The organism is uncultured Thiothrix sp. (assembly GCF_937876535.1).
Lineage (GTDB): Bacteria > Pseudomonadota > Gammaproteobacteria > Thiotrichales > Thiotrichaceae > Thiolinea.
Map to the genome: position 1 here is coordinate 306,945 of NZ_CALFHZ010000020.1, position 25,671 is coordinate 332,615.

Annotated in this window: 19 protein-coding genes, 1 tRNA gene and 2 riboswitches; of the genes, 11 read left to right on the forward strand and 9 right to left on the reverse strand. The window is 43.9% G+C overall.

What is annotated here, in order from left to right:
- Positions 1–17: 17 nt before the first annotated feature.
- Positions 18–371 (forward strand): YajD family HNH nuclease, encoded by a 354-nt coding sequence (locus tag Q0230_RS13430; RefSeq protein WP_298610666.1) that lies wholly within the window; start codon positions 18–20, stop codon positions 369–371.
- 56 nt (positions 372–427) lie between these two features.
- Here Q0230_RS13430 and ahcY read toward each other — a convergent pair whose 3' ends face one another.
- Both ahcY and metK read right to left on the reverse strand, forming a co-directional pair.
- On the reverse strand, positions 428–1,846 hold the full coding sequence (gene ahcY, locus Q0230_RS13435; RefSeq protein WP_298610862.1) for an adenosylhomocysteinase: 1,419 nt from the start codon (positions 1,844–1,846) through the stop codon (positions 428–430).
- A 22-nt stretch (positions 1,847–1,868) separates the two neighbouring features.
- Positions 1,869–1,966: riboswitch (S-adenosyl-L-homocysteine riboswitch) on the reverse strand.
- Between the two features lie 8 nt (positions 1,967–1,974).
- A complete protein-coding gene (metK, locus tag Q0230_RS13440) occupies positions 1,975–3,135 on the reverse strand; it encodes a methionine adenosyltransferase (protein ID WP_298610667.1) in 1,161 nt (386 codons plus the stop codon).
- Between the two features lie 25 nt (positions 3,136–3,160).
- Positions 3,161–3,245, reverse strand: a riboswitch (S-adenosyl-L-homocysteine riboswitch).
- Positions 3,246–3,498: 253 nt separating this feature from the next.
- On the opposite strand from metK, the gene Q0230_RS13445 reads away from it, so the two are divergent.
- Positions 3,499–5,820: a DVUA0089 family protein gene (locus tag Q0230_RS13445; protein WP_298610668.1), complete on the forward strand. Its 2,322-nt coding sequence runs from the start codon at positions 3,499–3,501 to the stop codon at positions 5,818–5,820.
- Between the two features lie 154 nt (positions 5,821–5,974).
- Complete coding sequence (trxA, locus tag Q0230_RS13450) at positions 5,975–6,844, forward strand: thioredoxin (RefSeq protein WP_298610669.1); 870 nt, start codon at positions 5,975–5,977, stop codon at positions 6,842–6,844.
- A gap of 15 nt (positions 6,845–6,859) precedes the next feature.
- Here trxA and xseA read toward each other — a convergent pair whose 3' ends face one another.
- Positions 6,860–8,203 carry an exodeoxyribonuclease VII large subunit gene (gene xseA / locus Q0230_RS13455; protein WP_298610670.1) on the reverse strand — a complete coding sequence of 448 codons (1,344 nt, stop codon included), beginning with the start codon at positions 8,201–8,203 and terminating at the stop codon, positions 6,860–6,862.
- Between the two features lie 440 nt (positions 8,204–8,643).
- Here xseA and Q0230_RS13460 point away from each other — a divergent pair, with 440 nt between their 5' ends.
- From Q0230_RS13460 to Q0230_RS13475, 4 genes are all read left to right on the forward strand, one after another.
- Entirely contained in the window at positions 8,644–10,212 is a 1,569-nt protein-coding gene (locus tag Q0230_RS13460; protein WP_298610672.1) for a hypothetical protein, read from the forward strand.
- A gap of 131 nt (positions 10,213–10,343) precedes the next feature.
- On the forward strand, positions 10,344–11,801 hold the full coding sequence (gene guaB / locus Q0230_RS13465; RefSeq protein WP_298610673.1) for an IMP dehydrogenase: 1,458 nt from the start codon (positions 10,344–10,346) through the stop codon (positions 11,799–11,801).
- Positions 11,802–11,889: 88 nt separating this feature from the next.
- Complete coding sequence (gene guaA, locus Q0230_RS13470; RefSeq protein ID WP_298610674.1) at positions 11,890–13,467, forward strand: glutamine-hydrolyzing GMP synthase; 1,578 nt, start codon at positions 11,890–11,892, stop codon at positions 13,465–13,467.
- A 3-nt stretch (positions 13,468–13,470) separates the two neighbouring features.
- Entirely contained in the window at positions 13,471–14,760 is a 1,290-nt protein-coding gene (locus tag Q0230_RS13475) for a hypothetical protein (RefSeq protein WP_298610675.1), read from the forward strand.
- On the opposite strand, the gene Q0230_RS13480 is transcribed toward Q0230_RS13475, so the two are convergent.
- From Q0230_RS13480 to Q0230_RS13505, 6 genes are all read right to left on the reverse strand, one after another.
- On the reverse strand, positions 14,722–15,939 hold the full coding sequence (locus tag Q0230_RS13480) for an MFS transporter (RefSeq protein WP_298610676.1): 1,218 nt from the start codon (positions 15,937–15,939) through the stop codon (positions 14,722–14,724). The two genes, Q0230_RS13475 and Q0230_RS13480, sit on opposite strands and share 39 nt — an antisense overlap.
- A gap of 142 nt (positions 15,940–16,081) precedes the next feature.
- A tRNA-Arg gene (locus tag Q0230_RS13485) sits at positions 16,082–16,156 on the reverse strand.
- Positions 16,157–16,179: 23 nt separating this feature from the next.
- On the reverse strand, positions 16,180–18,582 hold the full coding sequence (locus tag Q0230_RS13490; RefSeq protein WP_298610677.1) for a mechanosensitive ion channel domain-containing protein: 2,403 nt from the start codon (positions 18,580–18,582) through the stop codon (positions 16,180–16,182).
- Complete coding sequence (locus tag Q0230_RS13495) at positions 18,545–19,576, reverse strand: succinylglutamate desuccinylase/aspartoacylase family protein (RefSeq protein ID WP_298610678.1); 1,032 nt, start codon at positions 19,574–19,576, stop codon at positions 18,545–18,547. The genes Q0230_RS13490 and Q0230_RS13495 overlap by 38 nt, the downstream gene beginning before the upstream one ends.
- Before the next feature lie 31 nt (positions 19,577–19,607).
- On the reverse strand, positions 19,608–20,513 hold the full coding sequence (rimK, locus tag Q0230_RS13500) for a 30S ribosomal protein S6--L-glutamate ligase (RefSeq protein WP_298610679.1): 906 nt from the start codon (positions 20,511–20,513) through the stop codon (positions 19,608–19,610).
- A gap of 40 nt (positions 20,514–20,553) precedes the next feature.
- Positions 20,554–21,015: a RimK/LysX family protein gene (locus tag Q0230_RS13505; RefSeq protein ID WP_298610680.1), complete on the reverse strand. Its 462-nt coding sequence runs from the start codon at positions 21,013–21,015 to the stop codon at positions 20,554–20,556.
- A 180-nt stretch (positions 21,016–21,195) separates the two neighbouring features.
- On the opposite strand from Q0230_RS13505, the gene Q0230_RS13510 reads away from it, so the two are divergent.
- The 4 genes from Q0230_RS13510 to Q0230_RS13525 all read left to right on the forward strand — a co-directional run bounded on the left by Q0230_RS13510 (position 21,196) and on the right by Q0230_RS13525 (position 25,671).
- Positions 21,196–22,377 (forward strand): DUF481 domain-containing protein, encoded by a 1,182-nt coding sequence (locus Q0230_RS13510; RefSeq protein ID WP_298610681.1) that lies wholly within the window; start codon positions 21,196–21,198, stop codon positions 22,375–22,377.
- A gap of 113 nt (positions 22,378–22,490) precedes the next feature.
- A complete protein-coding gene (locus Q0230_RS13515; RefSeq protein ID WP_298610682.1) occupies positions 22,491–23,102 on the forward strand; it encodes a paraquat-inducible protein A in 612 nt (203 codons plus the stop codon).
- Positions 23,103–23,109: 7 nt separating this feature from the next.
- Positions 23,110–23,733 (forward strand): paraquat-inducible protein A, encoded by a 624-nt coding sequence (locus tag Q0230_RS13520; protein WP_298610683.1) that lies wholly within the window; start codon positions 23,110–23,112, stop codon positions 23,731–23,733.
- 33 nt (positions 23,734–23,766) lie between these two features.
- Positions 23,767–25,671, forward strand: a complete 1,905-nt coding sequence (locus Q0230_RS13525; RefSeq protein ID WP_298610685.1) for an MlaD family protein — start codon at positions 23,767–23,769, stop codon at positions 25,669–25,671.

Below are 25,671 nucleotides of genomic sequence, written 5' to 3' on the forward strand. Positions count from 1 at the left end.
TTAGCGAGGAATCAAAGATGAATGCGAAAGAGCAAGAAATTATCTTAAAAGCACGTCGCCAAGCGGAAGATCGCGCTAAAGGCTATCGTGAGCAAGCTTTAAAATTGTATCCGTGGGTGTGTGGGCGTTGCGGGCGTGAATTCAATCACAGCAATCTGCGCGAACTCACTGTGCATCACCGTGATCATAATCATGATCATAATCCGAGTGATGGCAGTAACTGGGAGCTGCTGTGTTTGTACTGTCACGATTATGAGCATCAGAAACTAACAGAGGCGGCCTATGGTGGTTCAGCAGGGGATACAGGCTCGGCGGGAGCGACTTATAATCCGTTTGCGGATTTGAAGGCGAGGATGCAGAAGAAAGGCTAGTGATTTTCAGGAAGACCCGCTACTTCCAACGAAATAGCGGGTAAGTTCTTAACGAATTAATAACGATAATGATCCGCTTTGTATGGACCTTGAACGGCAACATTAATGTAATTTGCTTGTTGCTCAGTCAATTGTGTCAATTGCGCATTCAATTTCTTCAATTGTAAGCGTGCCACTTTCTCGTCCAAATGCTTAGGTAAGGTATAAACATCGATTGGGTATTTGCCAGAATCACGTTCTTGCCATAATTCGATTTGCGCGATAGTTTGGTTCGCGAAAGAGGAAGACATCACGTAAGAAGGGTGGCCTGTACCGCAACCTAAGTTTACTAAACGCCCCTTAGCCAACATGATAATGCGTTTGCCGTCTGGGAAAATGATGTGATCCACTTGTGGCTTGATCTCATCCCACTCGTATTTTTCCAAAGAAGCGACGTCAATTTCATTGTCAAAGTGACCGATATTGCACACGATAGCTTGGTCTTTCATCTTCGCCATGTGATCGTGAGTAATAACATGATAGTTACCGGTCGCGGTGACGAAAATGTCAGCTTTATCAGCAGCATAATCCATCGTCACTACACGATAACCTTCCATCGCCGCTTGTAAGGCACAGATGGGGTCAATTTCAGTCACCCATACTTGAGCGGATAAAGCACGTAATGCTTGCGCAGAACCTTTGCCCACGTCACCGTAACCTGCAACGACTGCGATTTTACCGGCAACCATCACGTCAGTAGCACGCTTGATACCGTCAACTAAAGACTCGCGGCAGCCGTATAAATTGTCGAATTTAGACTTAGTGACAGAGTCATTAACATTGATGGCTGGGAATTTCAGCTCGCCTTTCGCATGCATTTGGTATAAGCGGTGTACGCCGGTCGTAGTTTCTTCGGTTACACCACGGATCGCAGCCAAGTTTTTGCTATACCAACCAGGTTGTTCTTCTACACGACGACGAATCGCAGCATACAAATAAGTTTCTTCTTCCGAACTTGGCTTAGACACGATACTAAGGTCTTTTTCAGCGCGCGCACCTAAATGCAGCAGTAGAGTAGCGTCGCCACCATCATCCAGAATCATATTTGGTGTGCCGCCATCCGCCCACTCGAAAATTTTATGAGTGTAATCCCAATATTCTTCCAAGTTTTCGCCTTTGTAAGCAAATACCGGAATGCCAGCGGCTGCGATGGCTGCTGCAGCGTGATCTTGGGTTGAGAAAATATTGCAAGAAGCCCAACGCACGTCTGCACCGAGAGCCTTTAAAGTCTCAATCAACACGGCTGTTTGGATAGTCATGTGTAAAGAGCCAGCAACACGCGCGCCTTTGAGCGGCTGGCTTTTGGCATATTCTTCACGAATCGTCATTAAGCCCGGCATTTCGGTTTCAGCGATTTTGATTTCTTTGCGGCCCCAATCGGCCAATTTTAGGTCAGCGACGATATAGTCGTGAGCGGTATTTGCTTTCGCGTTCATCATTCAATCTCCGAATGTTTCAATTGAATGAGCGCAGTTAATCAAGGAATGATCGCCTGAGCCTAGCGGTTAGCGAGCTATTGATGGGCATCGCTAACCGTTGCAGCGCTCCTCAGGCTGAGGAAAATTTATAGACCGGCAGCAGAACGCAGTGCGGCAGCTTTATCAGTCTTTTCCCACGGTAAATCTAAGTCGTTACGGCCAAAGTGACCATAACTGGCGGTTGGGCGATAGATCGGACGTAACAGATCCAACATTTTGGTAATGCCATACGGACGTAAGTCGAAGTGCTCACGGACTAAGTTAGTGATCAGCTTAGGATCAACTTTATTCGTACCAAACGTCTCAACTGTGATCGAAGTTGGCTGAGCCACACCAATCGCATAAGACACTTGGATTTCACAACGCTCCGCTAAACCTGCAGCGACGATATTCTTCGCTACATAGCGGCCTGCATAAGCGGCAGAACGGTCTACTTTGGAGGGGTCTTTTCCAGAGAACGCGCCACCACCATGACGAGCCATCCCACCGTAGCTATCTACAATGATTTTACGGCCGGTTAAGCCACAGTCACCCACTGGACCACCGATCACGAAATTGCCAGTTGGATTGATGTGGAATTTAGTATCTTTATGCAGCCATTCAGTTGGCAGCACTGGGAAAATGACATGTTCCATCACCGCAACGCGTAGATCATCTAAGCTTATGTCAGGGCTGTGTTGAGTAGATAGAACCACGGCGTCAATCGCTACAATTTTGCCATTTTCATAACGCACAGTGACTTGTGATTTTGCATCAGGACGTAACCAAGGCAGCGTGCCATTTTTACGTACTTCCGCTTGTTTCTTAACCATCAAATGCGCATAAGTTAACGCAGCTGGCATTAATACGTCGGTTTCATTGCTGGCATAACCGAACATTAAACCTTGGTCGCCCGCACCTTGATCTTCTGGTTTCGCGCGGTCAACGCCCATCGCGATGTCAGGTGATTGCTTGCCGAGTGCATTGATGACAGCACAGGTATGACCATCAAAACCGATTTCTGAGTTGTTGTAGCCAATATCATTCACTACACCACGCACGATATTTTCGTAGTCGATTTCAGCTGTAGTGGTGATTTCGCCTGCGAGAACCACCATGCCAGTTTTGGTCAGGGTTTCGCAAGCAACGCGCGCGTATTTATCTTTAGCAATGATTGCGTCCAGAATCGCATCAGAAATCTGGTCGCACATTTTGTCGGGATGGCCTTCTGATACAGACTCAGAGGTGAACAAGTACGCCTCAGTCATTATCAATCTCCTATAAACTATTAATGATGACTGAGCGCCGTTGTATCTTTAAATTGTCCTTCAACTCACTGAGCCTGGCAGGAAAACCTGTCGCAACGCTCCTCAGTAGTCGAGCTTTTTCAAGCAGTCGTTTGTGCTGTGAAAAATGGCCTGCAAGCATAACTGAAACTTAATTAGGATGCATCTGCTTTTAACCGATAAGCTTATGCCAAAACTTTTATTAAAACCGCTGAACGGTGCTTGTTAGCAGGCTAGCGTTCAGTTTAAGCTATATTAAGTTAATGAATGGCGACATAATTTAAAAACATAGCTCTGCCGCCAAGCCAGTCCCCAAACCAAAAAATATTGAAGAGTGTCAACTTCATGCAAAAAAATAAGTTTGTACAGATCATGTTCGGTGTGAGCGTGTCTATTCTATTAGGTTCAGCTTCGCTGAGTGCTCAGGCGCAGGCAAAAGGTAGAAGTTATGGGGTCAACAATCCTTTCCAAATTGGTGATTTGCCTGCGGGTAAACTGAAAGATAAGTTGAATAAACTATCACCTAAGGCACGTGATTTGGCTAAAGCTAAATTAGATAAATTGCGTTTCCATGACCGTGATATTCCTTATATGCGTATAGATGATAATGGTGGCATTTATATTGCTGATCCAGTCAATGCAAATGCACAACTGACTGCCGCAGCTCGTACAATAGAAGCTGCCGCTGCTCTACCAGTAGGAATTGATGTTTTTAAATTACATAGTAATCCGGGTGCTGCCAATATCGTCTATTTAGATTTTGACGGTGAAGTGATTACTAACACTGCTTGGAACTCTGCGACTAGTCCTAGTTACAGTGCTAAGCCTTATGATATTGACGGTATAACCAGTAGTTTCAGTGATACCGAAAAAGCGAATATTTTTGAAGTTTGGCGGCGGGTAGCCGAAGATTTTGCACCGTTTGGTATTGATGTGACAACCGAATTACCAGCTAGTTTTGGGCCAACAGTTGGCAGAGCATTAATTACCTCTAGTATGGATGTGAATGGTATACCGATGCCTGCGAATAATTCAGGTGGGGTAGCTTATATTGATGTCTGGGGAATCTCTGATTTTGCCAGTAAATATTCCCCTGCTTTTGCGTATCAGGATCAAGTGGGTGGTCCCGATAATATTGCAGAGGTCGTTTCACATGAGTTAGGTCACAATTTAGGTTTGTCACATGATGGCTCATCCACCACAGGTTATTATTGGGGACAAGGCAGTGGCATGATTAGCTGGGCACCCATTATGGGTTCGAGTTATGACTCCCAACTAACTCAATGGAGTAAAGGTGAATATGCGGACGCAAATCAAACTGAAGATGATATTGCGATAATTACTGCTAAACTTAATCCGATTGCTGATGATCACAGTAACACTCGTTCTGGAGCTACTCCTTTAGTTATTGATTCAACAGGGCATGTATTTGCAAGCACACCTGTAACCAGTCCATTGGATCGATCAAAAATTAATAAAGGTGTCATCAGTACCCGTACTGATGTTGATGTGTTTAGCTTTAATACCGGTGCAGGTAATGTGGTTTTACAAGCCACCCCTTTACGGGAGGCGAATGCTGAACGCGGTGGTAACTTAGATATTTCCTTAAGTCTTTATGATGGTGCAGGTAATTTAATTGCTAATAGTGATCCCACCAATGAAACCGATGCAGGGATAAATACTAATTTAGCAGCAGGGACTTATTATTTAGCGGTTGATGGCGTAGGTAGTGTTAATTACACGGATTATGCCAGTTTAGGTCAGTATTTTATTGAAGGTGTTTTGCCAGTAGCTGCCCCTGATACCACTGCACCTAATCCAAATCCATTGACTTTTGTCGTTGCGCCTGAGGCCAAAGATCGTAGCAGTATTCACATGACCGCCAGCACAGCCACCGACGAGAGTGGTAGTGTACAGTATTATTTTGCGTGTACAGCGGGCGGGGTAGGATGTGTAGATAGTGGTTGGGTGGCATCACCTGATTTCACTTTAACGGGTTTAGCTGCAAATACTAGCTATAGTTTTACAGTAAAGGCACGTGATGCTGCAGGTAATACGACTAATAGTTCAGCAGTAGCGACTGTAAATACTTTAACTAACCAAGCTCCAGTGGCGAATGCTGATAGTGTTGGAGTGGTGAATACTTCTAGTGTCACTGTCAATGTATTAGCTAATGATACGGACCCTGAAAAAGATCCTTTGGCAGTGAAAGCGGTAACTCAAGGGGCTAATGGTACAGTCAGCTTTACCAGTGCAGGGGTGTCTTACAAACCAACTAGTGGGTTCGTGGGCACTGATAGTTTTACGTATACAATTAATGATAATTTCGGTGCTAGCGCTACGGCCACTGTCACTGTGAATGTGGCGGCAGCTCCGGTGTCTACAGTAAATCGCCTGCCGGTTGCTGTAACTGATTCAATAAAATTAGGAATTGGGCAAACGATTACGATTCCTGTGCTAAACAATGACTCTGACCCTGACGGCGATGCTTTGAAAATTATCAGTGTGAAATCAGGTCAACGGGGTTATGCGATTATTAGTAGCACTGGTAAGGAGTTGATCTATAAAGCAGGTTATCGTACTGGTTCCGATACTTTAAGCTACACGATCAGTGATGGTCGTGGCGGTAAAGCTAGTGCAAGAGTTAATGTGAGTATTGTGCGCTAGTCTACTGAGATCATCGCGTTCCACACCAGGCTAGTTTGCCTGACTCCGACAAGCCGGTTCTTGGAAAAGAGCCGGTTTTTGCTATTTGGGCTTGTAATTTTCTTTTTCAGCCTTATTGTTAGGACATTCTCGTCTTTCTATAGGATTGTTTTGTATGGCAGATTCACCTTTTATTTTTGAAGCGAATACGCAGAATTTCACTCAGCTTGTGCTTCAAAACTCCCGACAAGTCCCCGTGATTGTGGATTTTTGGGCGGATTGGTGTCAGCCCTGTAAAACCTTAACGCCTATTCTGCATAAACTAGTCGATGAATATCGCGGTGCATTTATTTTAGTAAAGGTCAATACCGATCAGAACCAAGCCTTAGCGGCTCAACTAGGGGTGCGTAGTCTACCCACCATTAAGCTATTTAAAGAGGGTAAAATTGTTGATGAGTTTATGGGAGCCTTACCTGAGGCAGACGTACGTAAATTCTTAAATAAGCACCGTACTCGCCCTACAGAGCCTTATCGTCAACAAGCTTTAATGATGAAAGAGGAGGGTGATCTGGCGGGAGCGATGAGTCTAATGGGGCAGGTTTTACAACATGAACCTGATTTCCATGAGGCGGCGCTTGATTTAGCTGGGATGTTGCTAGAGTCGGGTGATATTAATCAAGCTGAAGTTATGCTCAATGAAATTCCAGAGACTTCAGTAGCACCTGAGTTGATGCAAAAGCTACGTGCAGAGATTAAATTAGCGCGCTTAAAAGAGCAGTCTGAAGGTCAAGATACTTCAGCACTGGAGCAGCGAATTACACAAAATCCGCAAGATTATGCTGCTATGATTGAGTTAGCAAAAATTCGCGTTGCTCAAGGTCGCACTGAAGAAGGTTTAGAGTTGTATTTAAAAGTGATGAAAGCTGATCGTAGTTTTGGTGAGGATGCGGGGCGCCAAGGTTTGATTGCAAGCTTTGATCTCTTAGGTGCTAGTGATCCGTTAGTGAAAAAATATCGTAGTAAAATGTTCTCATTGCTGTATTAAAACATTATTCAGCCACTAAACCTCTAGTTTAGTGGCCAATACTTGGCAGTCTAAGCTTCCGTCTTGTAAGCGTATCTGTACAAACTCCCCAGTTTTTACTTGTTGCACACTTTTAATCACTTGCTGCTTTTGAGTTAAGACTAGTGCATAGCCTCGATCTAGAGTCGCTAGTGGACTATAGGCTTGTAAACGTGCTGCCTGTAAACCCAAGGCCTGACGCTGTTGCGTCAGTTTTTGCTCCATTAATCGCAATAAAAGCTGATGGTTTTGTTGTAATTGAGCTTGTAAGTGTTGGATTTGTGGCTCAGGATTTTGCCATTGTAAACGTTGTTGCAAAATTTGCAGACGCAAATGCATTCGTTCAAGTTTCAGCCCTAGGGCGCGTTGTAAACGCAGTTCTAACTCATCTAAACGCTGCGCTTTTTGCTGTAGATTATTGAGCGGATGTTGACGTTGCAGGCGTTGGTATAACTGATGCAGTTGCTGGGTTTGCAAGGCTAAAGTGTGTTGGATACAGCGCTGTAACTGCGTTTTTAAAGTATTAACTTGTTTATTTAAACCTTCTGTATCAGGGCTAACTAGTTCAGCAGCAGCTGAAGGCGTGGGTGCGCGAACATCAGCTACAAAATCGGCAATCGTAAAATCGATTTCATGCCCAACTCCACTAATGACGGGTATGACGCTTGCATGAATTGCCTCCGCAACTATGGCTTCGTTAAAGGCCCATAAATCCTCTAAAGACCCGCCTCCACGCGCCAAAATAAGTACCTCACATAAAGACTCACGATTTGCTTGCTGCAAAGCGCGGACAATTTGTGATGCAGCGGTTTCACCTTGGACAGCCACAGGATAAATCAAGACTAGAATTTGTGGGCAGCGTCTTTGCAGTACATTTAAAATATCTTGTACTGCAGCCCCAGTCGGCGAAGTAATAATGCCAATGCATTTTGGATAGCGAGGTAACGCTTTTTTGTGTTCGTAGGCAAATAAACCGGCTGCAGCTAAGCGCTGTTTAAGTTCTTCAAAACGTCTTTGTAGTTCACCCTCACCAGCCGCTTCCATGCACTCGACAATGAACTGATACTCTCCTCGTGGTTCGTATAAACCAATCCGGCCATAGGCTAAAACTTTACTGCCGTTCTCAGGCTTGATACGTAAACCAAAAGCTTTAGGGCGAAACAAAGCACAACGCAATTGAGCTTGGCTATCTTTCAGCACAAAATAAAGGTGTCCAGAGCTTGGGCGGGAAAGATTCGAAATTTCACCCTCTATCCATAAGGCTGGAAAACCCTGCAGGAGTAATTGGCTCACGTCAGCATTGAGCTGAGATACACTCAGAACTAGGCGTTGGTTAGTCATTATTTCGTTGTGTTAATCACTTAGGCTAATCAATAAAGTTTTAACTAAATGTATCAATTAAAGCTTGATGGTTGACGACTCAGGTTGTTATTTGATCGGGGATAAAACAATTTGCTTAAATATTTTGCTTTTCTACAGAAATGACATAGTAACAGATATTTGTTACTAGCGTGACTAAGGTCGAGTTGATTAAATTGTAACTAGTGTCAGGTGTGTAAAAGTCTATTTTTGGCCTTAGGGTAGCGAAAGTGATTATGGCAAAACCCATAGAGGTAAATCATTCCCGTAAAATTGTCCTAGGTGCAAATTTATTTGCCTGCCCGCATTGTGGTGCTAATGCTAGGCGCAGGCACCCTAGTTGGTGGCAGCGTCTTTTTTCTAGAAAACTTTTTCATTATCACTGTTATACTTGTGGGAAGCACTTTGCCACCAAGTAGATAATGCAGTCAGAGTTAGATACACGTCTTATAGAGGCTGAGTTAGAGCGGGTTTTATCCAGTCGCTGTTTCCGTTCACGGAGAAGTTTAAAACGCTTGCTCAGTTATCTAGTTAAACCAACCCTTCTAGATAAAAAACAACAGCTTACTCAAAACCAAATTGCAGTTGAAGTTTTCGGTAAATCAACTGACTTTGATTCAGGCATTGATCCACTAGTAAGAGTACAAGTGGGGCGTTTACGTAAGCAGTTAGATGACTACTATGCTACGGAAGGGCGGCATAATGCCTTACAAATTAAGCTAGCAAAAGGCAGTTATCAACCCACACTAAGGGATAACACTAATTCTACTCATTATCCTATTTTGTCCCATACTGCTGTTTTTTCCCAAGGGCCTAGCCTGCTTTGTGTGCCTAGAAGCTTTACCCCAGATAAGGAGCGGGATTGGTTTTATATCAGTCAGTTTGGGCGTGATTATGTGAAAAGCCTCAGGCGCTTTAGTTTTTGCCAAATCTTATTGGCCGAGGAAATCAGTAAGTCGACTTGCTTTACGCTAGATAGTGGGCTGCCATCTGGTGCGGATTTTGTTCAATTGCTGGATTTATATGTTGATGAAAAGGGTTTTAACCTAAAATCGAGCTTGGTACAAACCCATACTCAACAAATCATTTGGGCGCTCAGCCTATCTTTGGGAACAACTTATCCTGAGCCAAACTTACTTGAGCTAGTTTTTAAACGACTGGCACATGAAATTGTAGCTTATGATCCAGGCATTATTCATAGTCATTGGGCGCGGCAGTTACTAGATTCCAGTAAGCCGATTGCAGCACAACATCAAGTCTTGGTGGCAGTACGTCAGTTTATCTGGACAAACTCTGCTAGTAGCTTTGAGCAAAGCTTTCGTAGCTGTCAACAGCGCTTAGAAGCTTTTCCGCAGGATGTCATCGCTTTATTTGTTTATGCCAATCATTGCTTTACTGAGTATGCAATGAAATTTAATGTGATTGCTGATCCAAAAGCTAAAATTATTCGTGCCTCTAGTCTCATGTTGCAATGGGCACCCGATAATCCTTATTCGCAGCTTTATTATGCTTTAGCCTGCCTCTTTCGAGAGGATTATGACGCTTGCCGACTTGCTTTAGAGCAAGCTCAAACGCTGAATGCTTTAGATAGCTATCTGGATGTGCAGCTTGGCTTGATTTACTTAGCTTTAGGTGATTGGGAGCTTGGAGCTAACTTGCTCCAAGGGAGTATTAATCTCAGCCCTAATTATCCAGATTGGTACCATCTTCCCCTCTGTGTGTGTCATTTTCAACAAGGACATTATCTAAAAGCTATGCAAGAAGCAAAAAGGATTAGGCTCAAGCATTTTTGGACACCCATGCTGCGTACTGCGTTGCTACATTGTAATAATAAGCTAGAGCAGGGGCGGCATGAATACCTAAAACTGGTGGGGGATTACCCTGATTTTTTCCAAGCGAGCCAACAGGTGATGCATTATCTTCCAGGCGGTGCTCATCGGGTGTTGCAACAGTTATGGGCACACATACCCGCTTTACCTAAAAAGCCTTAGTTTGTTGTCGATGCGAGTAATAAACTTTTATGAAAATCAGCACTTGCTGACATTTGTGTGATAGCAGTTTACCGCATCTAGACCAAACCTTATAATGAAGCGCTTTTATTTTAAGAGCCGGATGACCCCCTATGCGTATTCTTCAGGAAGCCCTCACTTTCGATGATGTCTTGCTGGTTCCTGCCCATTCCACTGTGATGCCAGCCAATACCAATCTGCAAACCCGCCTGACTCGTAGTATTCATCTGAATTTACCCCTAGTTTCTGCGGCGATGGATACCGTCACTGAAGCACGTTTAGCGATTGCTTTAGCCCAAGAAGGTGGTATGGGGATCATCCATAAAAATATGAGTATTGCTAAGCAAGCTCAAGAAGTCGCTGAAGTTAAAAAATACGAAAGTGGAATTATCAAAGAGCCGATTACCGTAACGCCCGATGCCACCATCCGCGATGTTTTAGAACTGACCCGGGCGCGTAGAATTTCCGGTGTGCCAGTGGTGCAAGGCGAGGATTTAGTGGGGATTGTTACGGGGCGTGATTTACGTTTTGAAACGCATCTGGATGCCCCGGTCAGTACTATTATGACTCCCAAAGAGCGTTTAGTGACTGTGAACGAGGGTGCTGAAAAAGATGAAATTCAGTATTTACTCCATAAACACCGGATTGAAAAAGTTCTGGTGGTGAATGATCAGTTCCAGTTACGTGGTCTGATTACCGTTAAAGATATTCAAAAATCGCATGACTACCCCAATGCTTGTAAAGATGATCAGGGTCGCTTGCGTGTAGGCGCTGCAGTTGGGGTTGGACATGGCACGGAAGAGCGAGTTGCCGCTTTGAGTGAGGCCGGTGTCGATGTCATCGTGGTAGATACCGCTCATGGTCACTCGCAAGGTGTACTAGATCGAGTACGTTGGGTGAAAACCAACTTTCCCCACATTCAAGTGATTGGCGGCAATATTGCTACTGGTGCAGCCGCTTTAGCTTTAGTTGAAGCAGGTGCTGATGCTGTGAAGGTAGGGATTGGCCCTGGTTCAATTTGTACCACACGGATTGTGGCAGGTGTGGGTGTGCCGCAAATTACCGCAGTAATGAATGTAGCTGCCGCACTGAATGGAACCGATGTGCCTTTAATTGCCGACGGCGGGATTCGTTTCTCTGGTGACATCGCTAAAGCCCTTGCTGCTGGTGCGCATTTGGTCATGTTAGGTGGTTTATTTGCGGGCACAGATGAAGCGCCGGGTGAAGTTGAATTATTCCAAGGTCGTTCCTACAAATCTTATCGTGGCATGGGTTCTTTGGGGGCGATGGCACAAGGTTCGAGCGACCGCTATTTCCAAGAATCAGAAAATGCAGTGGATAAATTAGTTCCGGAAGGGATTGAAGGGCGAGTTCCACACAAAGGTCCTTTATCGGCGATTGTGCACCAGCTCATGGGCGGTTTACGCGCTAGTATGGGCTATGTGGGCTGTGCCAATTTAGAAGAAATGCGTACCAAACCAGAGTTCATGCGGATTACTAGTGCAGGTATGCGTGAATCACATGTGCATGATGTGACAATTACTAAAGAGTCACCAAACTACCGCGTTTAAGGCAAGCTGCAAGCTGGTAGAGTCTTAAGTGCTTTTACCAGCTGCAACTCATTCCCCGTTTAGGGGATTTTTTTTTGAGAGTTGACTTATGAGCCAAGATATTCATTCCCAACGTATTTTAATCCTCGATTTCGGTGCGCAATACACCCAATTGATTGCGCGACGTGTGCGCGAGGTGGGTGTGTATTGCGAAATTTATCCTTGGGATGTGAGTGAGGCAGAAGTTGCTGCGTTTGGCGCAAAAGGGATTATTCTTTCTGGGGGGCCTGAATCCGTTACGGCGGGAGATGCGCCATTTGCTCCTGCAAATGTCTTTACCTTGGGTGTGCCTGTATTAGGGATTTGCTATGGAATGCAAACTATGGCTGCTCAATTGGGTGGCAAAGTTGAAAATTCGGATCACCGTGAATTTGGCTATGCACAAGTGCGTGCTCGTGGTCATACGCAATTACTTCAAGGTATTGAGGATCATGTGACAGCAGAAGGTTTCGGTATGCTGGATGTGTGGATGTCTCATGGCGATAAAGTCACTGAGTTGCCAGCGGGTTTTAAATTAATGGCTAGCTCTGAGGGTGCGCCAATTGCTGGTATGGCAGATGAAGAGCGCCAGTTCTACGCAGTGCAATTCCACCCTGAAGTGACCCATACCCGTCAAGGTAAGCGTTTATTAGAGCGCTTTGTGTGTGACATTTGCGGCTGTGCACGTTTATGGACGACTGCCAATATTATTGAAGACAGCATTGAGCGGGTGCGTGAGCAAGTCGGTCAAGATGAGGTGATCTTAGGTTTATCCGGCGGGGTGGACTCTTCAGTCGTTGCAGCACTTTTGCATCGTGCCATTGGCCAGCAGCTCACTTGTGTATTCGTTGATACTGGCTTGTTGCGCCATCAAGAAGGCGATCAAGTGATGGCGACTTTTGCGCAACATATGGGCGTAAAAGTGATTCGCGTGAATGCTGAAGCACGATTCTTAACTGGCTTAGCGGGTGAAACTGATCCAGAGAAAAAGCGCAAAATCATTGGCCGTTTATTTGTGGAGATTTTCGATGAAGAATCGCAAAAGCTTTCTAATGCTAAATGGCTAGCGCAAGGCACGATTTATCCTGATGTGATTGAATCTGCAGGCAGTAAAACCGGCAAAGCGCATGTGATTAAATCGCATCATAATGTCGGCGGTTTGCCAGAAAATATGAAACTAAAATTGGTCGAGCCATTACGTGAATTATTCAAAGATGAAGTGCGTGTGATCGGGGTGGAATTAGGTTTGCCACATGAAATGGTTTACCGCCATCCTTTCCCAGGGCCAGGTTTAGGCGTGCGTATTCTGGGTGAGGTGAAGAAAGAATTCGCTGATCTCCTGCGTTTGGCTGATCATATTTTTATTCAAGAACTCTATCGCCATGATCTCTATGAGAAAACCTCGCAAGCTTTTGCCGTGTTCTTACCAGTGAAATCGGTCGGTGTGATGGGCGATGGGCGTTGTTATGACTATGTGATTGCTTTACGTGCGGTGGAAACGATTGATTTTATGACGGCTCGCTGGGCGCATTTGCCTTATGATTTCCTCGATTTAGTGTCACGCCGAATTATTAATGAAATCAAGGGTATTTCGCGTGTAGTCTATGATGTCTCTGGAAAGCCACCTGCTACGATTGAGTGGGAATAAGCCATGTTGAGACTAAGCGCTAGTATCCTGCTAGCGTTTATGGCTATTTTCAACTTCCTGCATATTGCTGAGCCAAGTATTCCAGCTTGGCTCAGTGGTTTATGCGCTTGGTTAAGTCTTGCGCTGCTGTTTACCTTCACCCCTTGGCGTAACCTGCTTCAGTTTCTGGTACTGGCGGGTTTAGGTGCTGTGCTTTTGTTTTGGGGTGTAAGCCGAGGTGCTTCACTCGTGCTGCCTAATTTGCTAGTGCAAAATAATAGCTTATTGGTGATGCTGTATAGTGTGAGTTTCTTGCGCTTAGTAGCTATTCCTGCCGCGGAAGCAGGAGCATTGCCACAGGGTCGCATGGCTTTTCTTAAAACTATGCTGGGCATTCATGTCTTAGGCGCAGTTATTAATTTATCTATCTTGGTGTTAGTAGCAGGTCGCTATCATACACTCGGTTTATTGCGTCGTGATACCGTAAGCTTAATGGGGCAAGCCTTTTCTGCCGCCGCTTTTTGGTCTCCATTCTTTGCTGCAATGGGGGTGGCACTAACTTATGCACCCGGCGCGCAATTATTAGAGGTCATAGCTTATGGCTTAATCTTAACGCTGGTTTCTTTAGCTTTAATGGCTGTATTGGCTGGCGGCTGGCGCTTACAAAAAGTACGAGATTTTCCGGGCTATCCGATGCATTTAAACAGCCTAATCATTCCAACTACCTTGGCGGCTTTGGTGATTGGTCTACATGTGCTATTACCCACTATCACTGTGCTAGCTTTGGTCTCAATTAGCTCAATTACTGTAGTTTTTCTGGTATTGCTACTGAGAAATAAACAGACGGCTTGGCCGCAATTTAGGCAGAGCCTGTTGGATGCAGCCCCGCGTATGGGGCGGGAGTTAGCCTTATTTTTAGGGGCTGGAGTATTAACTTTAGGTTTGCAGACTTTATTAGGCACTGTTGGCGAATTTCAGCTTCTCAAGCAGTTTGGCGGGGTAGAAGCGTCCCTATTGCTAGGCGGAGCAATTCTGGTATCCATGCTGGGGATTCATCCGATTATTAGTATTTCAGTAGTTGGTCCACTAGTTTTACCCTTGCAACCTAATTTAGAACTCTTAGCAACTTTATTCTTAAGTATGTGGAGTTTAGGTGTCGTGGCGAACCCTATTTCCGGCACGAATGTCATGTTGCATGGGCAGTTTGGTGTGTCAGGCCATGATGCGTTTCGTTGGAGTCTTAAATATGTAATGCTGATGTGGCTACTTAGTTCTTTAGTATTGATGCTGCTTGGTGCGGGCTTGGCTAAATAAAAGTGCCAAACCAGCGATTACTAATAAATCTAGGCTAATAAATAGCATAGGTAAATGATCCTTGTTATTAAGATCACCGTTAAACATGGGGTTTATGAAGTTATTCACTAACAAGCTGGTTAAACTAGCTAAATACAAACTATTGAGGTAGTTGTAGCTGACTTGAATACTAGTAAGGCTAGCTAGTAATATGGGCTTTAGAAAAACGATGCAAGCATGTATAACAATACTAAGCAGCACTATAATAAGCGTTAACTGCAAATGTAGGAAATGAATCCCTGTTAAAAATAATAAGCAACTAGTCAGTAAAACATAAGCACTTACCTGCACTGAGAAGTTATTTAGTAGCTTACCTAAAGCTAATACTAGAATAATTATTAATAAATTAAAAAAATAACTAGCAAAATATATCCATTCAATCCAAGTTTTATCACTACTAGAGTGGTTGTAAATAAGTAAGGCTAAATTCGTGCTATTACTGCTTAAGTTAATCGCTAAAGACCAACAAAAGAGAATGAGTAAGCCTAAACCTATTTTTAATTTTTCTTCACTAGACAAGGACTTAGTTCTGTTCATACTAGGCCTAATCAGTTGTGGAGCTTTAAACGCTTGAATCAAGCTTAAGCTTAGCAAAGTAACTATAGCTAAGAGCCAGTAATAAGTTGAGTAGTAGAGAAAGCTAGCTAGCCACCAACTGATTACTAAATAAAAAGCTTGAGCTAAGAGTGCACCAAGCGTTGCGCAAGCAAATAGACGTATCTTTTCTTGACTAAGTCCAGCACTTACAAAACATAAAACCTCTAAGCAGCCAGCAGCAAAACCCTTTAAAAAAAATAAAATAACTAAGCTCATGCTGCCTTGTAAAAAGCTAGTAAGTATTAGGCAAGCTGCGAATAATAATCCAGAAGCTAAAGCTACTAATTGCCAAGAAACTCGACTTAACCAAAAATAGGCAAATATACCAGAAACGACTAAGCCTGCTATGTTAAGATTAAATAATGTACTTAGCTCAAGAGTGGATTCAAGTTGATTGGAACTTAAACCTTGATAAATAAAGGGTAAAATCATTAGATCAAGAGTGACAATAAACGTATAGATGCAAATGACCAGACCCAAAAAGGTGTTGGCTGAGTTTGAGGTTTCTGTTTGACTGGGTGTCTGAGTAAATTGAGTTTGCATCTAGGTTAAGCTCCCTTAAGCGGATTGGAGAAGCTTAGCATTAAGTCTTTATGTAATTAATCAATAAGTAGCTAATACTTAACTAATCGTGGTTAAGTGGCAAAGACACTTCAAGTTTCTAGAGATCATATAAACAGCTAGCTGGCGGCCCCAACAGGAATCGAACCTGTAGCTACCCCTTAGGAGGGGGTCGTTTTATCCATTGAACTATGAGGCCGCTGGGTGAAAGTTTGGGGTATTCTAGCTTAAATCCGCAGGTTTACTAGTCTTTTGCGGTGCTTTCAGCGGTGCGGAGTCAGAGGCAATATGAATCGTGCGCTGCGGATAGGGCATATCAATCTTGGCTTCTCGGAAAGCCTTCTCAATCGCTAAGTTTAGCTCGCTGGTCACAACCATTTGTTTTTCCACATCTTTAATCACACAGCGGAGTTCAAAGTTAAGCGAGCTTTCTGCAAAACCTCGAAAGAACACTTGTACTTTTAATTCGCCATATTCGCGCAGTACGGCAGGATTGGCTTCACCCACACCACGGAGGATAAATAAGACTTTTTCTGGATCGGAGCCATAGGAAACGCCGATAGGAATAATCACTCGGCCATATTGATTACTCAGCATCATATTGGTGACTTGGTTAGCGATGAGTTCAGAGTTCGGCACAATAATATCTGAGCGATCAAAGGTTTGAATCACGGTCGAGCGAATATTAATGTCTTTGACATAGCCTTCTGTCGTGCCCACGCGAATCCAATCACCTTTACGAATCGGGCGCTCAAACAATAAAATTAATCCTGAGACGAAGTTATTAACAATATTTTGTAAACCAAAACCAATCCCAACCGATAAGGCACCTGCAATAATTGCTAGATTAGTAAATTGGATACCGGCAATTGAGAGGCCAATTAAAATCGAGAGAATAATGCCTATATAGCCTGCAATCGTCACTGTGGTTTCTTTAGCACCACGAGTCATGTTAGTGCGGTTCAACCAGTGATTGGCTAAGCTACTTTTAATCAGATGAGTCAGGCTGATTAAAATAGCTAGGGACAACAAGCCAATAATAATTCGCATCGGTTCAAGGCTGAAGCTGCCGATTTTGATGCCATCCATTAGCTTAGTCAGCATCAATTCTAGGGACTGTTCAGACATACCCCAGAGGCGTAATAACACTAAGCCCATTAAGGAGAAAATCGCGACGGCATGCGCTAAACGTAGCCAAATTAAGCCGGGGACGCGTTTACCATCTTCAATCCCTAAGCGCTTGCGTAAGCGTTTTTGCCACGGTGCAACGCCTTCATCAATGCCATCAAAGATTTCAGTGGGGATACGCAGCAGGAGCCAACCGACTAAAATGACAAATAAAGTGCCAAATGTGCCGTTGAAGAGGAAAACGAAGAAATTCCGATAACCTAACCACAAGGCAACAATCGCTGCACCCAAAGCCACTGCGCCCAATATATATAAGCGATATTGTTGTAACCAAGGTACATAGCGCCGCAATAGCCATAAAAGACGAATCAGAGCTAAGCTAGAAAAAGTTCCTAGAACAATCCGAATCAAGCCGACTAAGCTGCTGGGCGGTTCCATATCAAATAAGGTTGAATGGAAGAGCAAGCCCAATAAAATGGCGAGTAGAAAAGTGCGTGCCCAGTAATAAAGCTTTTTGCTAGTTTCGGGAATAACTGGCGTAAAGTCTTTGCTCTTAGTAGCTGGGCGCAGCATGGCGCTGATAATCACATAGCTAATCGTGAACAAAAATAGGGTAGAGGCCAGCTCATTAATGGCGGTTACACCCGGATGGTTATACAACAAGGCCAAACTGGTTAAACCAAACAGCAAAATCCAAGCCATAAAGCGAATAATGCTACGCCAGACTGAAGCAAAGGTTGGGCTGGTCGCAACTAATACAGAAATATCTTGCTGTGAGTAAGTGTGCTTATAAATGCTCCAAACCAAGCCAGCTAATAGACCCGCAAAACCGTACATTAAAGCAATGGTGACATTCCGATAATTAATCGGTAAGGCTAATAAGGTAGAGATAATTTGCTGAGTTTCAGTTGCCCACAAACTAGGTTGTTGTAAGGTCTGTAAGGCAAAGCTTAAAGCCGAAGGGCTGGCGGCGAACAAGCGCTCTTTAACAATCGTTTGTTTATTAAGGCTGACTTGTTCTTGAATCTGAGTAGCACGTAAAGCCAACAACCGGCATTGAGCCAGACGGGTTTCCACCTCTTTTTTTTGCTTATCTAAATCTTTACGTTTGTTTTGTAGCTCTTTGTCTTCTTGGGCAGGTTCGGTACCAATACTATCCAAGCCTTGTTTAACCTTAGTTTGCTCAGCCTCTTGTTGGCTGATACAAGCGGTTGCAAATTGATTTGCATTTAAAGCTTCCAAGGCGATGGGGTCTAAGAGTTCTGCGGCTGAGGTTTTGATGCTTAAGCGTTTTTCCGCGTCTTCCAAGACTTTAGTATGGTCTTCTAAAGTCAAAGAAGGAGTAGCAGCAGTTGCTTCAGTAACTGCAGTAGTTTCTTCAGCACTCCAGCTACTGAGTGGTAAACAACAAAGAAGAATGAGTAACAGAGTACGTAATAAATTCAGACTATTCATGCGATTAAAGGCTAGCAGGCTCGGGTTCTGGCTCAATTTCATGCTGAGGCTCAGCGCTGGCAATCGTATCGGATTGCATCAGATGTGCAAGGTGAAAAATCGCTTCACCTTCATGTACGAGCGGTAAGGTGCTGACACCAATAATTAAACCATTTTTGGGCGAGTATATTTTCTCAAGATGTGCACCAAAAGGATCTGCTACATGCCCTAACAGTTCACCCTGCATGACTTGAGTACCTAAACCCACTTTAATGTGCAAAATACCACTTTGGGGTGCGCGTACCCAAGCACTGCTATCACTTAATAACGGTTCGGGTTTGGGAACGGCCGTGTCAATAGCAGGCAACATCCCCAAATGGCGCATCACTGAAAATATACCATCTACGCCAATTTGAATCGCCTCTTCACCAAAACGCAGGGCTTCACCCGCTTCATACAAAATCACTTTAATTGCCCGCCTAAAACTAGCCTCACGCAAAGAACCCTCTCTTAACGCAGTACTTAAAATCAAGGGGGGATTAAAGGCTTGAGCCATGCTTAGCAATTCAGGGTCTTGTTTAAAGTGTGCTCGAATTTGCGGGAAATTGTTCCGTCCCAGTGCAGCGGTATGTAGATCAATCCCATGCGTACATAAGCTTGCTACTTCGTGTAAAAATTGATGCGCTAATTGGGCTGCCATGGAACCATGTTCAGAACCAGGGAAAGACCGATTAAGATCACGACGATCAGGAAGATAACGTGATTTATCTAAGAAACCATAAACATTTACTACTGGTACAGCTAATAAAGTACCACTGAAGGTTTTAATATCTACAGTGCTAAGTACGCGGCGAATGATTTCAACCCCGTTGATTTCATCACCGTGTATAGCTGCAGAAATGAATAAGCGTGGGCCAGCTTGTACACCATGCATCACATAGACGGGCATAGAAATACGTGCATGGGTATATAAATGTGGGAGTGGCAGATGCACATAGCGCTGTTCACCAGCGGTGATGGTGCGATCTCCCACCAGAATAGGTGTTTGAGTTGTCAAGATGCTTGCCCCAATAGCCTTAATGCAATGCTTAGCTAGTTGTTGGCTTGACAGTGTGGCGCGATTCTAAACGATCTTCAATAAACTTAATCACTAGTTCAGCAATATTCGTTCCAGTAAGGGCTTCAATCCCTTCTAAACCAGGAGAAGAGTTTACTTCTAAAATAGCAGGGCCACGCTGGGTGCGAATCAGATCGACACCAGCGAACTCTAAACCTAAAGCTTGAGTCGCTTGAATGGCTAAAGTAGTTTCCTCAGGACTCAAACTAATAGCAGCAGCGCTGCCTCCCCGATGTAGATTGGAACGAAACTCCCCTTTAGCAGCTTGACGTTGCATGCTGGCAATGACTTCCTCACCTAGAACTAGACAGCGAATATCAGCACCTTCTGCTTCAGCGATGAATTCTTGCAATAAAATAGCTGCTTTCACTGCGTGCAAGCCTTCAGCTACACTGTCTACTAGTTGTTGCTTTTCTGCCAGTATCACCCCTAACCCTTGTGTGCCTTCTAGGAGCTTAATAACTAAAGGTGCACCCCCGACTAATTGCGCAGTCGCGCGAATATCTTCTTGATGATGCATGAATCCTGAGTAAGGAATATTTAAACCTTGCTGAGTAAGTAATTGGGCTGTCAATAATTTATCACGTGAAGCATTAATCGCTTGCGCAGTATTGAGGGTATAAGTTCCCATTAGCTCAAATTGGCGTACCACAGCGGTTCCATAATAGCCAATCGAGGCACCAATCCGTGGCAATACCGCATCGATTTGCTCTAAAGCTTGGCCTTGATAATAAACCAGTGGGGTTGGTTGTTTAATCGCTAAATAACAGCGTAAGGTGTCTAGTAATTGAATTTCATGATCACGCGCTTGAGCGGCTTGCGCTAAACGCTGCGTAGAATAAAGCTTCGGGTTTCGAGTGAGCAGCGCAAGTTTCATGGTCGATCCTAGGGGGGCTGAGTACAGTAGTTGTCATTTACTACTGTGGCAGACTATAGTATTTTTTGATGGATTTTTTACCGCAAACATAAGAATTTTGTGGATGAACGATTAGTCCGCCTTGCTGTAAAGCACTACGCCCAAGCAACATGCGAAATTGCATACTATTACGATTAGTAAGGGTAATCTCAAGCGGCCAGGTTCTATCAGCTATACTGATTAAGGTTTGAATGACATATCTTAATTCACGCCGACCACCAGAATCGGTGATAAAACGTTGATCAAAAATCAGAGCTTGACAGTGAATAATTAGCTTTGGATAACGCCGAATAGGCTGCAAGTTGAATCGCAGGAAATCTTGTTTATTTATTTGAAAAACCTCGATTTGCTGGGCATGTAATGTTGAGGTTTTAGCCCCTGTATCCACTTTTGTTTTAATAGCGGGAATACCTAAATCGGGTAGAGCTACCCATTCTCGCCATCCAATAGACAGACTATCCATTTGCTTTACCTAAAGACGATTAATTCCCCACTAGTTTGTAAGCTTTGGCAATTTTTCACAAAGGGCTGCTAAGCTTAGTATATTTACAGATAGTGTAGTTTGTTGTTTTAATGCTACAGTCATCTTAGAAACCATAAGATTTAAATAATATTGATTATTTTATTATCAGGAGAATGAACAATGAAAAAGACAATACTAGCTTCAACTATAGGTCTTTTCCTAGGCGTGGGCGCTGCACAAGCTGAGGTTACTTTATACGATTACAAAGAAGGCACAAGCGCTTATGAAGATGCTTATGTGACGGGTGCTTTAGATTTTCACAAGAACCGAGATGATGACCAAAATGCTTACTCATTGAATTTAAAGGCTGAGTATGACCGTACAATTAGTACTCCTGATCGTGATGTGAATTTTGGTGGTGCTGTGACTGGCGGTGTAAGCCGTGATGGTAAGAAAGGTTCTGAAAGTGTAGATAGCTATACAGCCTCAGCGGGTGTGAGTGTAGATAATTATTTTGTACCTGGTAGTAATGGTGCCTTTTGGTACGGCTCGGCTGCTGCTAAGAAAGTTAGCGGCATTGATGATATGTATACAGAAGCAACGGTTGGGGTTGGTTATGGTCGTGTAACTAATGTTACCCCAATGGCAAAGGCTATTCGTGTCGTAGATGAGCTAGTGCGTCGTAATGTTTTACGTTCAAAGCCTAGTGTACAAACTTACCAAGATATTGCTCGTATTATTTCTAAGCAAGATGAGTATAAAGCCCGCTACGGCTCTAAAGATTATGAAATTAAATGGATTTCTGATATCGAAGCAGCTGTTCAGCAAAGTGGTTTAGCCAATAGCTTAGGTGCTGCTGGTACTCTAAAAGCTCGTGATGTATTGTTTGATGAGCGCATTTCTACACGTCGTATTGGTTGGAAAGTCCGTGCAGGCTTAGGCTATATGGGGTCGAACTTTGATGGTTTAACTGATAAGCCTCTATTAGAAGTCGGTGGTGAATATCACCGTCCCTTAAGCAACCAAACTCAATTCTCTGATAAGGCAAACTTTAACGCGATCCTCAATGATGGCGATAATGGCTATGATTTTGACAATACTTTATCAGTAACTCACGAAATTGATGATCGCATTGATTGGGAAAATGCATGGCAGTTACTCTATTCTAAAAATACCCTGAATGGGGATGATGTAACAACTAATGTTCTAAGTTCTACATTTTTCTATGAAATTGCTAATTCTTTAGACTTTACCACAACTGCAAGTATTACGAATGTGAATGGTAGTAGTTCTATTGATCAAGCTTCGGCTGATGGTACTGACCGTGCTTTAACTATGGGTGTAACCTATCGCTTACGTTAATCCCAAAGTTTGCGGATAAACACCAAGGAGAGTCACTGACTCTCCTTTTTTTATGTCTAAGTATGCTAAGTTGAGTGCCTCCTAGATAGAGGCTGTTAGGCACTTAAAAATCAATGACTGATCCATTTGCTTGTACCCATTGTGGGCAGTTGAATAGCTATCAAGCTATTAAGAATGGTGAGGAAGCTTGCTGTGTACGCTGCTCCTCAGTGCTGTATCGACAGCGCAAATATATGTTGGATGCTTGTTTAGCTTTGGCTGTTACTGGGTTAATTTTGTTTGTTATGGCAAATGCCTTTCCTTTAATTGCCTTAAAAGCACAAGGAGTCACACAAGAGCTGACTATCTGGAAAGCGACTGCGGCATTCTGGGAGCAAGATTATTACTGGCTATCTGCTTTATTGGCACTCAATTTAATAATTTTTCCTCTCTTTGAGCTATTAGGTTTGTTATGGGTCTTATTAACGATCCGCTTGGCTTGGCAGCCGTATTGGGCGATTCAAATTTTCCGTTGGCTGAGTGAGCTGAAGCCTTGGGGCATGTTAGAGGTCTTCATGTTAGGCTTATTAGTGGCAGTGGTTAAATTAGGGGATATTGCGGTCTTAGTGATGGGCTCTGCTTTTTGGGCATTTATCTTTTTAGTACTCAGTATGGCGGCTTTAACCGCAAACCTAGATCGTTTTACAGTTTGGCGAGCCTTGAAAGCTTGTCCTAATTCAGTTTAATACTGGTATGACCACCTCAATTCAATTGATTCATTGCAAAGTCTGTGGCTGTGTTGGGCAGCGACCAGCGCTTTTGCATAAGCATGACTTTTTATACTGTGCACGTTGTGGGCATCATTTACGGACTGAGCACACTAACCTACAAACCATCTGGGCTTTACTATTAGCAGCCACTATTTTGTATATTCCGGCGAACTTAATGCCTGTGATGAGCGTTTATCTATTGGGTAAAGGGCAGCCGGATACGATTGTGGGCGGAGTGATCCATCTCTATCAAGCAGGGCAATGGCCTTTAGCGGTGCTGATTTTCTTGGCCAGTATCGTTATACCGCTATTAAAATTAATTACACTATCTTATCTGCTGATTACGATTCAGCGTGGCGAGAACAAACGCCAACAAGAACGTATGTGGTTGTTTCGAGTGACGGAGTTTATTGGGCGTTGGTCGATGGTGGATGTATTTGTAGTCGCGATCCTCTCAGGGCTGGTACAATTCGGGAATTTAGCGCATATCGAAGCAAATGCAGGCACCTTTTGCTTTGCCGCTGTGGTCGTATTAACCATGCTCGCAGCTGCACATTTAGATGAGCGTTTGATTTGGGCATCGGTTGATAACAATAATTCGCCGTAAATTAAGAAGCGCGCAATTAGGAAACGCGGTATTTTGAATTCGGGTACTAACAATCTCCCTGAACCAACAGCTATCCCAGTGGTGAAAGTACGTCGCCAGCGTTGGCCTTCGCCTGTCTGGTTATTGCCGTTAGCGGCTGCTTTGATTGGTTTATGGCTCTTAGTGCAAAATTGGCTGCAGCAAGGCACCATTATCACAGTGCATTTTCCCAGTGCTGAGGGCATTGATCCTGGCAATACCCAAGTACGCTATAAAGCGGTCAATGTGGGTAAGGTTAAAAGTGTCAAGTTTGATGCGAATATGGACCCCTTAGTCACCTTGGCCTTAAATCGGGATATTAGCGATGTGCTAGATTGTAGTGCACAGTTTTGGGTGGTTCGTCCACGTATTCGCGGTGCAGAAATTTCAGGAATTACCACTCTTTTCTCGGGTACTTATATCGGGATGTTGCCCCAGCGTGCCGAAGGTGAACTCAAAGAGAATGAAACCTCGATCTGCTATCAGGCTTTAGAAGAGCCGCCTGCGACTAAACCCAATCGACCCGGCCGCGAATTTAAGCTAATCACTGATTCGATGGGTTCTCTCGATATTGGTACACCGATATTTTATAAGCAGCTGCAGGTTGGAGAAATCATCAATTATCGCTTATCAGCCGATAGCGGCAAGGTAGAGCTGGATGTGTTTGTCAGTGAACCTTATTACCGCTTAATCAATAAAAACACCCGCTTCTGGGATGTGAGTGGGATTGATGTGCGTGTCGATTCGGTGGGCGCTGAAGTGCGGATGGAATCTTTAACTTCCTTATTAATTGGTGGTATTGCTTTTGAAACGCCGCCCGAGGAAAACAAAAGTTTACCAGTGAGTGCTGCTAACACCGTCTTCAATCTCTATCCCGACTTACCCAGCAGTCGCGAAAAGCAATACCAAGATCGTTTATACTACACCTTATATTTTAATGGCTCTTTGCGTGGTTTGGCCGAAAAAGCTCCAGTCGAATTCCAAGGGATTCGGGTGGGGCAGGTCGAAAAGATTAAGCTGCATTTAGATCCTAAGTCTTTGGATGTGCGTATTCCAGTACTGGTTTCAATTGAGCCACAACGCTTTTCTGAGGAATTAACTTTAGCCGAAGCGCCTAAGTTTATGGCTAGTTTGGTCGAGCGCGGCATGCGCGCTAAATTAGAAAATGGCAATCTGCTTACAGGGCAAATGTTTGTCGGTTTAAGCTTAGACGAAAAAGCTAAACCCGATAGTATTACGAAAGGGCAGTTCTACGATGTCTTTCCGACTTCACCCACCCCTGTGGAAGAACTGTCAAAAATGGCTTCCAGTATTGCGGATGATTTGAAGTCTACTCTAGGTGGTGTGCGAGGGTTTATTGAGAGCGGCCAATTAGATAAAACGGTGGATAATGCTAACAAAGTCCTAGTCGCCACCGAAGCCACCATGACTGAGGCTAAAAAAGCTGTCACCGATGCGCGTGCAGTTTTACACCAGGTTCAAACTAAAACCCTGCCAGGGGTAAATACCAATCTGGATAAGGCTACCGCCAGCTTGACTGAGGCTTTAAATCAGGTGGGTGCGAATGTCGACAAAGTCTCTAGTACTTTGAATAGCTCATTAAAGGCGGTTACTAGTGACTTAGATAAAGTATCTGGCACTTTAAACCAATCACTCACCAGTATGACAGGGACAGCTAAACAAGCGGGCACAGATTTTAATCGCAGCTCCGTGGAGTTTGATAAGACTTTACAGCGCTTACAAATTTCTTTGACACATCTGGATCGCTTATTAGCGCAAAACTCGCCGACTCAATATCAAGTCACTGAAATGTTAGATGAAGTCACCGCGATGTCACGTGCTGTACGTGCGCTCACAGAAACTTTACAGCGTCAGCCAGAGGCGTTAATTCAGGGTAAGAAAGATTGGGAAGAGCGTTAA

Bases quoted from the DNA above. Each gene is read 5' to 3' on its own strand.
- Q0230_RS13430 (WP_298610666.1), top strand. From the start codon at position 18: ATGAATGCGAAAGAGCAAGAAATTATCTTAAAAGCACGTCGCCAAGCG.
- ahcY (WP_298610862.1), bottom strand. From the start codon at position 1,846: ATGAACGCGAAAGCAAATACCGCTCACGACTATATCGTCGCTGACCTA.
- metK (WP_298610667.1), bottom strand. From the start codon at position 3,135: ATGACTGAGGCGTACTTGTTCACCTCTGAGTCTGTATCAGAAGGCCAT.
- Q0230_RS13445 (WP_298610668.1), top strand. From the start codon at position 3,499: ATGCAAAAAAATAAGTTTGTACAGATCATGTTCGGTGTGAGCGTGTCT.
- trxA (WP_298610669.1), top strand. From the start codon at position 5,975: ATGGCAGATTCACCTTTTATTTTTGAAGCGAATACGCAGAATTTCACT.
- xseA (WP_298610670.1), bottom strand. From the start codon at position 8,203: ATGACTAACCAACGCCTAGTTCTGAGTGTATCTCAGCTCAATGCTGAC.
- Q0230_RS13460 (WP_298610672.1), top strand. From the start codon at position 8,644: ATGCAGTCAGAGTTAGATACACGTCTTATAGAGGCTGAGTTAGAGCGG.
- guaB (WP_298610673.1), top strand. From the start codon at position 10,344: ATGCGTATTCTTCAGGAAGCCCTCACTTTCGATGATGTCTTGCTGGTT.
- guaA (WP_298610674.1), top strand. From the start codon at position 11,890: ATGAGCCAAGATATTCATTCCCAACGTATTTTAATCCTCGATTTCGGT.
- Q0230_RS13475 (WP_298610675.1), top strand. From the start codon at position 13,471: ATGTTGAGACTAAGCGCTAGTATCCTGCTAGCGTTTATGGCTATTTTC.
- Q0230_RS13480 (WP_298610676.1), bottom strand. From the start codon at position 15,939: ATGCAAACTCAATTTACTCAGACACCCAGTCAAACAGAAACCTCAAAC.
- Q0230_RS13490 (WP_298610677.1), bottom strand. From the start codon at position 18,582: ATGAAATTGAGCCAGAACCCGAGCCTGCTAGCCTTTAATCGCATGAAT.
- rimK (WP_298610679.1), bottom strand. From the start codon at position 20,513: ATGAAACTTGCGCTGCTCACTCGAAACCCGAAGCTTTATTCTACGCAG.
- Q0230_RS13505 (WP_298610680.1), bottom strand. From the start codon at position 21,015: ATGGATAGTCTGTCTATTGGATGGCGAGAATGGGTAGCTCTACCCGAT.
- Q0230_RS13510 (WP_298610681.1), top strand. From the start codon at position 21,196: ATGAAAAAGACAATACTAGCTTCAACTATAGGTCTTTTCCTAGGCGTG.
- Q0230_RS13515 (WP_298610682.1), top strand. From the start codon at position 22,491: ATGACTGATCCATTTGCTTGTACCCATTGTGGGCAGTTGAATAGCTAT.
- Q0230_RS13520 (WP_298610683.1), top strand. From the start codon at position 23,110: ATGACCACCTCAATTCAATTGATTCATTGCAAAGTCTGTGGCTGTGTT.